Consider the following 10,181-nt stretch of genomic DNA (forward strand, 5'->3'; position numbering starts at 1 on the left):
CGCAGCATGACCAGTGAGAACAGCTCTGACCAGGTCGTCGTACGGCTGGACGGTGTGCGCAAGGAGTACCGGCAGTCCATCGCCCTCGACGACGTTTCGATGGAGATCCGGAAGGGCGAGGCGGTTGCAGTGATGGGACCGTCAGGCTGCGGCAAGTCCACCCTGCTGAACATGATCGCGGGCCTCGACCGCCCAACCGCAGGGACCGTCAACGTCCACGGCGACGATCTGGGCAGCCTCAACGAGACCGGCCTGGCGCTGTTCCGCCGTCGGCGGATCGGCATGGTCTTCCAGTTCTTCAACCTGCTCGACGACCTGACGGCACTGGACAACGTGGCGCTCGCCGGGCAGCTCTCCGGAACTTCGGCCCGGCAGGCCCGCAAGCGTGCGCTCGAGCTGTTGGGCGAGCTCGGCGTCGCAGACCACCGCAGCAACTACCCGGCGACGCTCAGCGGCGGCCAGCGCCAGCGGGTCGCGGTGGCCCGAGCGCTGATGAACAAGCCTTCCCTGCTGCTGGCGGACGAACCGACCGGCGCCCTGGACCGGAACAGCGGGGAGCAGGTGATGAACCTGCTGCTCGACCTCAACCGGATCGGCCAGACGCTGCTCATCGTCACGCACGACCCGCGCCTCGCCGAGCGCTGCGCAACCCGGCTCATCGAGTTCGAGGACGGCCGGATCGCCCGCGAGAAGGTCCTGGAGCGGGCAGCATGAGCGCCGTATGGCATGCCGCTGGGGCCGCCGTCCGACGTCGTCGGCTGCAGACGGTGGTCATAGGCCTGGTCGTCCTGCTGTCCACCGCGACCATGGTCATCGCAATGGGGCTCCTCGACTCCGCGAGCCGCCCCTTCGACCGGGCCTTCGGCAAGCAGCACGGCGCTCACGCCGTCGCCGCTTTCGACCCGGCCGCGGTCTCCACGGAGCAACTCACCGTGACGGCGAGCCGGCCGGGCGTCGAGGCCTCTGCCGGCCCCTTCGGCCAGGTCTCGGTGAGCATCGCTCCGGGCAGTGTCGCCTTCCTGACGGGCCCGCTCACCGTGGTGGGCCGGGCCGACCCGGGCGGCCCGGTGGACAAGGTGAACGTGTGGAACGGCCGCTGGCCCGACAAGCCCGGCGAGATCGTGGTGAACCAGACCCCGCCCGCGACCGGCGGTGGAGCGCCGTTCCCGCTGGGCGGCAAGGTGGTGGCCCCGGAGGGCACGAACTTCACGATCGTCGGTTACGCCTACACCCTGAGCCGGACCGCCGACGCCTGGGTCACGCCCGAGCAGATGCAGGCGATGCATCCGACGGCCCAGCAGATGCTGTATCGGTTCGCCTCGGCGTCGACGAAGGCCGACGTCGAGCGGAGCGTCGAGAAGGCCACGGCGCAACTGCCAAAGGGTTCTCTAGTCGCCACGCAGTCGTATCTCACGGTCAAGGAGGACGTGGCCTCCGGGCCGGGCGTATACGTCCCCTTCCTGATGGTCTTCGGCGTCCTCGGCCTCATCGTCGCCGCCGTGATCGTCGCCAATGTCATCAGCGGCGCCGTCGTCTCCGGCTTCCGGCACATCGGCGTGCTCAAGTCCCTGGGGTTCACGCCGCGTCAGGTGGTCGCCGTCTATCTGCTGATGGTCTCGCTCCCCTCTGCAATCGGCTGCGCCGTGGGCACCGTCGGCGGCGTCCTCGCCACAGAGCCACTGCTGACCAGTGCGTTCCAAGGAACGGGCATGGACCTCCGTGGTGTCGCGGTCAGCTGGTGGGTGCCCGTGGTCGCCCTGGTGGGCATGCCGCTCCTCGTCGTCCTGGCGGCAGCCGTCCCGGCGATGCGGGCGCACGGTCTCTCCGCAGCCGAGGCGATCAGCGCGGGCATCGCGCAGCACCGGCGTCACGGGCTTCGGATCCAGCGCCGTCTGAGCGGCAGTTCACTGCCGCGCTCGGTCAGCCTCGGCCTGGGGCAACCCTTCGCGAGGCCTGCCCGTACCGCGATGACCCTGGTGGCCGTCCTCCTCGGCGTGACCACCGCCGCCTTCGCGACCGGTCTGGCCAGTACGGTCAACCAGTTCGGACAGGCCAAGAGCCCGGCCGCCTCGGCCCAGTTCGTCGTCCAGCCGGGCAATCCTCAGTTTGGCGAGGAGGCGCCGAAGCTGGACGACGAACAGGCCGAGAAGGCACTGCGGTCCCTGCAAGGCACCAAGAGCGTGACGGTCAAAGCGTACGTCCCGGTCTCCATCACCGGCTCCAAGAAGGTCGTCGCCGAGTTCTGGCGCGGGGACACCGCCGCACTCGACTTCCAGAACCGGCTCGTCAAGGGGCACTGGATCGAAGGGCCCGGGCAGGTGGCCGCCTCGACGGCCTTCCTGCGCGAGCGCGGGCTGAACGTCGGTGACCAGATGACCATGGAGTTGGGCGGGAAGCCCACCCGCGTAACGGTCGTCGGCTCGCTGATGAGCAACGGGGACATGCTCTACGCCGACTGGAGAGCGCTGTCCGGCCTCGGCCTGGACGTCACACAGCTCAACTCTCATATCCAGTACCTGGTACAGGTGTCCTCCGGCACTGACATCTCCCAGTACAGCGGCGCGGTACGCTCCGCGGACCCGGGCCTCTACACCCGCCCGACAGACGACTCCAACAGCTTCACCGCGGCCGTCATCACTCTGTCGGTGCTCCTCACCCTCATGCTGACAACCGTCGCGGGGCTCGGCGTGTTCAACACGGTCGTGCTCAACACCCGTGAGCGACGCCGCGAACTGGGAACGCTGCAGTCGCTCGGCATGACGCCTCGCCAGGTGATTGGCATGACGGTGACGTCGATGGCGGCCATCGGGGCGATCGGCGGAGTGCTCGGGCTCCCCCTGGGCGTCCTCGCCCACCGCCTGATCGTGCCGATCGCCGGTGAGGCGGCGAAGGTGGAACTTCCGGCGCGCATGCTGGATGTGTGGCAGGCACCGGTGCTGCTGCTCCTCGGCCTCGCCGGCATCGTGATCGCGGTCCTGGGAGCGTTCTTCCCGGCGCGCGCAACGACCCGCATGGTCACCGCGGAAGCACTGCGCAGCGAATGACGGGCAGGGTTTTCCCACATCCCCCGAGGAAAACCCTGCGACCACGGATGCCGACCACCAACCGGTGGTCGGCATCTGTGTGTTCGCCGCGGCATTCCGCGCATCTTCCCGACCAAAAGCAGACATGCGAGCATGACACGCAGATCTGCCCTCCAAAGGGTTTCCAATAGCCGCGTTGCCGTATTTCGCGCGGTCGCACCCTCTCAACCGCGACCGTTTGCCCCGGCATTGCCATCCGGATTTTCCGGAACCGCACGCGGCACCGAAATTTCAGGCATTCATGGGGAGTTTTCATGGGCACCGGTCATGCGCGCGAGCACATACCCGCGGACAGCAGGACGAGCGGTCGGGACGGCGAACAGGACGCACGTCTCGACCGCGCGGCCGTCGAACGGGCCGAACGGCGCCTGCTCGGCCGGGTGTGGCGAACGCCCGTCCTGCGCTGCGAACAACTGGACGCCCGCAGTGGCGCACGTCTGTGGCTGAAGGCGGAGAACCTGCAGCGCGGCGGCTCGTTCAAGATCCGCGGTGCGCTCCTTGCGGTGGAGCACCTCGCCGCGTCCGGCAGCCGCGGAGTGATCGCGCAGAGCACCGGCAACCATGCGATCGCGGTCGCCCTCGCCGCCAGGCAGTACGGTCTTCCGGCCATCGTGGTCCTCCCGTCCGACGCCCCGCCCGCCAAGATCCAACGGATCCGGGAGGCCGGTGCCGAGGTCGTGACGGCCGGCACCCTGCTCGCCCACCGGGTGGCCGCCGTGGCGGAACTGCGCGAGCTGCACGACTACGACGTCATCGACCCCTATCAGAACCCGTACGTGGTCGCGGGCCAGGGGACCGCCACGGCCGAACTGATCGACCAGGCGGCGGCTGAGGGCGTCCACCTGGACGCGGTGGTGGTCCCGGTAGGTGGGGGCAGCGCGATCGCCGGTGCCTGTCTGACGGCCGAGGGGCGCGAGGTGTCCGTGGTCGGGGCCGAGCCGCAGGCCGTGCCCGCACTCACTGCGGCACTGCGCGCACACCGGCCCGTTACCGTGTCCGTCGGCCACACCATCGCCGACGGACTGCGCCCCGACCGGATCGGCGCCCTGCCGTTCACCCTCGCCCACGGGGCCGTGGCAGCGGTCGAGACGGTGTCGGAGGAAGCCATCGCCGACGCCATGCGAGACGCCTTCCTGCACGCCCGCCTGGTGATCGAGCCCGCGGCGGCAACCGCACTCGCCGCGGCCCTGCAGTATGCGTCCCGCCACGGGGGGGACATCGGTGTGCTGCTCAGCGGCGGGAACGTCGAGCCGAGTCTGGCCGCCTCCATGCTGACCAACCGACAGGCCTCCGCCCCGCACACCACGGCGGCCTGACGCCGCCCGTAGGGCTCAGGGCAGACGGGCCGCGAGGGCGGGCAGCAGGAACAAACCGGGCCGGGTGTTCGACGACATGAAGTCGTCGAACACCCGGCCCCTTTATGGCCTGTCCACGGGGACCCGCGCGGCGGCGTGCGCCGCGCGGGAGCCATCAGTCGTCAGTCGTCCAGGCTCAGCCACTCCGACACGGCGGACCACACCTTGGCCATGTTCTCCGGCGTGCCCATCTCGTGGTGGGCGCAGTCGATGCCGGTCTGATGGATCTCCCCGGAGACGTGGGGCTGCCACGCCTCTCCAGTGACCGGGCCGGCGGAGCTCTCCCGGTCGGCTGTAATCAGCAGAACGTCGCCGTCGAACCGGCCCTGCTCATGGCGCCGCTGGATCTCACGCTGGTTGATCAGAACCCGCGCGATGTTCCCGTACTCCTCCTCCGTCGTGGCCCCGAGCGCACCCCCCGCCTGGCGGCGCACCCACTCGGTTACGGTCGCCAGCACCTCATCGGGTACCTCCGTGATGTCCTCCAGGGGCCCGGCGTCCGGATCCGGCACGGCCGGGTTCTGGTCGAGGACGACCAGAACCGCAACCTCCTCGCCAGCGGCGCGCAGCCGCACTGCGACCTCGTGCCCGACCACCGCACCGAAGGACCAGCCCAGCAGGTGGTAGGGGCCGGAGGGCTGCACCCGGCGGATCTGCTCGACGTAGCGCTCCGCCATCTGCCCCACAGACCGGGCAAGTCGGTCAGCCCCCTGCAGCCCTCGGTCCTGCAGGCCGTACAACGGGATGTCGCTCGACGCATACCGGGCCAGCGGCATGTAGCACCAGCTCACACCGTCGGCGGGGTGCAGGCAGAAAAAGGGCGGCCTGGTGCCTTCAGTACGGATCGGAAGCAGCTCGTCGAAGGCGTCGCGCACCGACGACAGGCTCATCCCCTTCACCAGCTCGCCGACCGTGGGCGCGACGAACACATCGCGGACTGCGATGGAAACGCCCCGCTCCCGCAGCCGCTCCACGAGCCGGACCGCCAGCAGGGAGTGCCCACCCAGGGCGAAGAAGTCGTCGTCGACCCCGACCGACTCCACTCCGAGGACTTCGGCGAACGCCTCGCACAGACTCGACTCGAAGGCGGTGACGGCCCCGTTGGCGGTGGGGGCGGCAGCGGTTACCCCGGGCGCGGGCAGCGCCTTGCGGTCCAGCTTGCCGTTGGGCATCAGCGGCAGCTTGTCGATCACCACCACCGCGGACGGCACCATGTACGCCGGCATCCGGCCTTGGGCGAGGCCGCGCACCGCCCGGCCCAGCTCCTCCGCCTCCTTCGAGCCGGTGGCCGAACCCGGCACCACGTAGGCCACCAGGCGGTGGTCGCCCGGCGTGTCTTCGCGCACCACCACCACGGCTTGCCCGACCGAGGGGTACGTGGCCAGATCGGCCTCGATCTCACCGAGTTCGACCCGGAAGCCACGCACCTTGACCTGGTCGTCGGCGCGTCCGACGTACTGCAGCTCGCCGTCCGCGGTCCACCGAACCACGTCGCCGGTCCGGTACATCCGCTCCCCCGGGGCTCCGAACTGGCAGGCCACGAATCGCCCCGCCGTCAGTCCCGGACGGCCCAGGTACCCGCGGGCCAGACCCTCACCCGCGATGTACAGCTCGCCCGCGACGCCGGGCGCCACCGGAACCAGGCCGTCGTCCAGGACGTAGACCTGGGTGTTGCCGATCGGGGAGCCGATCGAGGTGACGTCGGCCGCCTCCGGCCGGAGCACCTTGGCGGTCGACCAGGTGGTGGTCTCCGTCGGGCCGTACAGGTTGGTCAGGGTCGGCGTCCGGCCCAGCAGGGTACGGGCCAGGTCCCCGGGCAGCGCCTCGGCGCCGATCATGGCGCGGACACTCGTGAGGTCCACCGGGTCGTCGGCGTCGGCCACCAGGCCGCGCCACAGGCTCGGCGTGGCGTGCACCATCGTCACTTCGCCGGTACGGATCAACTCCCGCAGCGCCCATGGGTCGAGGACCTGTTCCTGCGCGGCGAGGACGAGCCGGGCACCGTTGAGAAGTGGCAGGTAGAACTCGAACCCGGCCATGTCGCAGCCGTGGGTGCTCACCGCGAGAAGCCGGTCGGTGGTGGTCAGCGGGAAGGAGTCCTGCATCGACATGAGGAAGTTCACGATCGCCCGGTGCTCGACGAGCACGCCCTTGGGGCGTCCGGTGGACCCGGACGTGTAGATCACCCACATAGGGTGCCCGGGCAGCAGCGGACGCGTGCGCTCGTCGTCTCCGACCGCCCGGTCCGGCAGGGCGGCAAGCTCCGCGGTCACCTTGGGGTCATCGAGCAGCACCACTGGCACGCCGGATGCGGCGTCGGCGTCCACGTCGAACGACTCGAGCCGGTCCCGCATGCCCTCGCCACTGAGCACGCACATCGCGCCGGAGTCGGCGATGACGTACGCGATGCGGTCTGCGGGGTAGTTCGGGTCGATCGGCAGATAGGCGGCGCCGGCCTTGACCACGCCGAGCAGCGCCACGACCAGGTCGACGGTGCGATCGAAGACGACCGCGACGACCGACTCCGGCCCCACGCCCCGCTGGGCGAGGTACCGGGCCACGCGGTTGGCCCGCGCGTCCAGCTCGCCGTAGCTCAGGGCCACGTTACCGAAGGTGAGGGCGGTCGCATCGGGGGTGCACGCGGCCTGCGCCTCGAACAGGGCGCCGACCGTCGTGTCCGGCAGCTCGGCCGTTGTGTCGTTCCACTCGGTCAGCATGCGGTGCCGCTCGTCGTCGTCCAGGACGTCTACGGCGCTGAGCCGGGTGTCCGGAGCGGCGGAGAGGGTCGCGAGGACGTGGTTGAGGCGGTCGCCGATGCGCACCACCGACGCGGGTTCGAAAAGGTCTGCGGAGGCGGTCACCGTGCCGCGTAGACCCGCGGGCGCACCCTGGGCGTCGTACGTCTCGACGATGCTCACGTCCAGATCGAACTTTACGACCGACTCCGTCACGGACGCCTCGTCTGACGCCCTCCGTGGCGGGGCCTCCGTCCCAGTGGCGAGGCCGGGCAGGTCGACCACCGCCTCGGCGGTGTTCTCAAGGAGCAGCATCACCTGGAACAGAGGGTGGCGGGCCAGCGACCGGGCGGGGTCGAGTTCCTCGACGAGGCGCTCGAAGGGGACGTCCGCGTGGGCGAACGCGCCGAGGCCCGCTTCCCGGACCCGCTCCAGCACCTTGCGGTAGGTCGGGTCCTGCGACAGGTCGGTGCGCAGCACGAAGGTGTTGACGAAGTAGCCGACGAGGTCGTCGAGGGCTTCGTCGGTGCGTCCTGCGTGTGCCGATCCGATGGGGATGTCGGTGCCCGCGCCGAGGCGGGAGAGGAGCACGGCGAGTACGCCGTGCAGTGCCATGAACATGGTTACGCCCTCGGCCCGCGCGACGTCCAGGAGCCGTGCGTGCACCTCGGCCGGAACCTCGATCGGTACGCGGTAGCCCCGGTGACCGACCACGGCCTGGCGCACCCGGTCGGTCGGCAGCGTGAGCTCCTCGGGGATGCCGGCGAGGGCCTCGCGCCAGTAGGCGACCTGACGGGAGAGCAGGCTGTCCGGGTCATCCCCGTCGCCTAGCACCTCGCGCTGCCACAGCGCGTAGTCGGCGTACTGAACCGGCAGTTCCTCCCACTGCGGGGCACGGCCCTCGCTGCGCGCGGCGTACGCCACGGACAGGTCGCGGGCCAGTGGCGCCCAGGACCACCCGTCGGTGGCGATGTGGTGGATCACCACCACGAGGACGTGGTCGTCCGCGCCCGCCTCGAACAGCCAAGCCTTTACCGGCACGTCCGCCGACAGGTCGAAGGTGTGGCGCTGGGCGTCGGCGACCGCCCCGGACAGCTCCTCCGGTGCGACCCGGGTCACGGTGAGCTCCCACTCCAGGGCGGCGGGGTCGAGGACCTTCTGGTACGGCTCACCGTCTGCTACCTCGTACACGGTGCGCAGCACTTCATGGCGAGCGATGACGTCCCGGAGCGCTGCGTTCACGTCGGCGTGGTCCACCTCGCCCGCCAGCCGTACGGCGACGGGAATGTTGTAGGTGTCGCCGGGGCCCTCCAGCTTGTCGATGATCCACAGGCGCCGCTGGCCGTACGACAGCGGCAGCCGTGCGGGCCGGGTGCCGGACGCCAGCGGCGGCCGGGCCTCGCGCGCCCCGGCCAGGTGCTCGGCCAGACCGGCGACGGTCGGCTCCTCGAACAGGTCGCGGATCTCGACCTCGACGCCGAGCAGGGTACGGATCCTGCTGATGAGCCGGACCGCGAGCAGCGAGTGGCCGCCCAACTCGAAGAAGTCGTCGTCCACGCCGACTGCGGGCACCCCCAGGACCTCGGCAAACGCCAGGCAGAGAATCTCCTCCTGGAGGCCGGCCGCCCGGTTCCGGCCGCCTGGCTGAGCGGCCCCGAGATAGTCCGGGGCGGGCAGGGCCTTGCGGTCCAGCTTGCCGTTGCCTGTCAGCGGCAGTCCGTCGAGGACCACCACTGCCGAGGGCACCATGTGCTCCGGCAGGCGCTGCGCGGCGAACTTGCGGATCGTCGCGGGCAGGCCCGGGTCCTGTGCGGTCTCCGGATCATCGGCCACGACGTAAGCGACGAGGCGCCGGTCGCCGGGGACGTCCTCGCGGGCGATCACCACGGCCTGACCCACCAACGGGTGCGCAGCCAGAGCCGACTGGACCTCACCGGGCTCGATGCGGAAACCGCGGATCTTCACCTGCTCGTCAGCCCGCCCTGCATACACCACGCGGCCGTCCGCTTCCCAGCGCGCCAGGTCGCCGGTGCGGTACATCCGCTCGCCATGTGTACCGAACGGGCTGGCCACGAACCGCTCCGCGGTCAGGCCGGGGCGGCGCACGTAGCCACGCGCCAGGCCCGCACCGGCGACGTACAGCTCACCGACCGCTTCGGCCGGCACCGGCCGGAGCCGGCTGTCCAGGACATAGAAGCGGGTATTGGCGAGCGGCGTGCCTACGGGGACCGCACCGTCGGCCACCAGGTCGGCCGTCAGCGGGGTCGTGGCCACGCCGATGGTGGTCTCCGTCGGGCCGTAGTGGTTGAACACGGCCCGTCCGTCCGCAGCGGACAGGAGTGCCCGCACCCACTCGAGCTGCGCGGCCTCACCGCCGAGGACCAGGGACTTGGCGGGCAGCACCGCGCTCAGGTCCCCGGCCGCGCCGAGGGCCGCGAGGTGGGACGGGACCGCCTTGAGGTGGTCGATGCGGTGCTCGGCCAGGTACCGGCTGACAGCCGCCGGGTCGGTGACCGCGCCCTCGTCCAGGACGTGCAGTTCACCACCAGTCGTCAGGCTGGCGAACACCATGGTGTTACCCAGGTCGGTGGCCTGCGCCTGGAGCAGCGCGTACCGGTCGCCCGGTGCGCCCAGGCCGACGCGGCCCGGCACGGACGCCACGTAGTTGGCGAGCGAGCCGTGAGTGACCGCGACACCCTTGGGACGGCCCGTCGAGCCGGAGGTGTAGATGACGTACGCGAGCCCGTCCCGGGCCGTCGTCACCTGCGGGGACGTCTCCTCGGCCCCGGCCAGCTGCATCGTCATCAGCGGCGAGTCGAGGGCGACGAGCCGCTTGCCCCCCGGCAGGTCGTCCAGGATTTCCTCGGTGGTCAGTGTCAGCGCGGCACGGCTGTCGGTGATCAGGTACGCGACCCGTTCGGTGGGCTGGGCGGGGTCGATGGGCAGGTAGGCCGCGCCGGCCTTCCACACCGCCAGGATCGCCGCGATCATCTCCACTCCGCGGCCCA

The 10,181-nt window shown here is 70.6% G+C and carries 4 protein-coding genes; 3 read left to right on the forward strand and 1 reads right to left on the reverse strand.

Annotated features, from left to right (window positions below; genetic code table 11):
* Window positions 1-6: 6 nt before the first annotated feature.
* From ACFWTC_RS34720 to ACFWTC_RS34730, 3 genes are all read left to right on the forward strand, one after another.
* Window positions 7-714, forward strand: a complete 708-nt coding sequence (locus ACFWTC_RS34720; RefSeq protein ID WP_356877089.1) for an ABC transporter ATP-binding protein — start codon at window positions 7-9, stop codon at window positions 712-714.
* Window positions 711-3,044 carry an ABC transporter permease gene (locus ACFWTC_RS34725; RefSeq protein WP_384029861.1) on the forward strand — a complete coding sequence of 778 codons (2,334 nt, stop codon included), beginning with the start codon at window positions 711-713 and terminating at the stop codon, window positions 3,042-3,044. Before ACFWTC_RS34720 ends, ACFWTC_RS34725 begins: the two co-directional genes overlap by 4 nt.
* Window positions 3,045-3,337: 293 nt before the next feature.
* Window positions 3,338-4,399: a threonine/serine dehydratase gene (locus tag ACFWTC_RS34730; RefSeq protein WP_384029863.1), complete on the forward strand. Its 1,062-nt coding sequence runs from the start codon at window positions 3,338-3,340 to the stop codon at window positions 4,397-4,399.
* Window positions 4,400-4,560: 161 nt separating this feature from the next.
* Here the strand turns inward: ACFWTC_RS34730 and ACFWTC_RS34735 are convergent, their stop codons facing one another.
* Entirely contained in the window at window positions 4,561-10,164 is a 5,604-nt protein-coding gene (locus tag ACFWTC_RS34735) for an amino acid adenylation domain-containing protein (protein ID WP_384074944.1), read from the reverse strand.
* Window positions 10,165-10,181 lie beyond the last annotated feature (17 nt).

This window comes from Streptomyces sp. NPDC058619 (genome assembly GCF_042717785.1).
In the GTDB taxonomy this organism is placed as follows: Bacteria; Actinomycetota; Actinomycetes; order Streptomycetales; family Streptomycetaceae; genus Streptomyces.

Coding starts and splice junctions, on each gene's coding strand:
- ACFWTC_RS34735 (WP_384074944.1), bottom strand. CDS start 10,164: ATGATCGCGGCGATCCTGGCGGTGTGGAAGGCCGGCGCGGCCTACCTG.
- ACFWTC_RS34720 (WP_356877089.1), top strand. CDS start 7: ATGACCAGTGAGAACAGCTCTGACCAGGTCGTCGTACGGCTGGACGGT.
- ACFWTC_RS34730 (WP_384029863.1), top strand. CDS start 3,338: ATGGGCACCGGTCATGCGCGCGAGCACATACCCGCGGACAGCAGGACG.
- ACFWTC_RS34725 (WP_384029861.1), top strand. CDS start 711: ATGAGCGCCGTATGGCATGCCGCTGGGGCCGCCGTCCGACGTCGTCGG.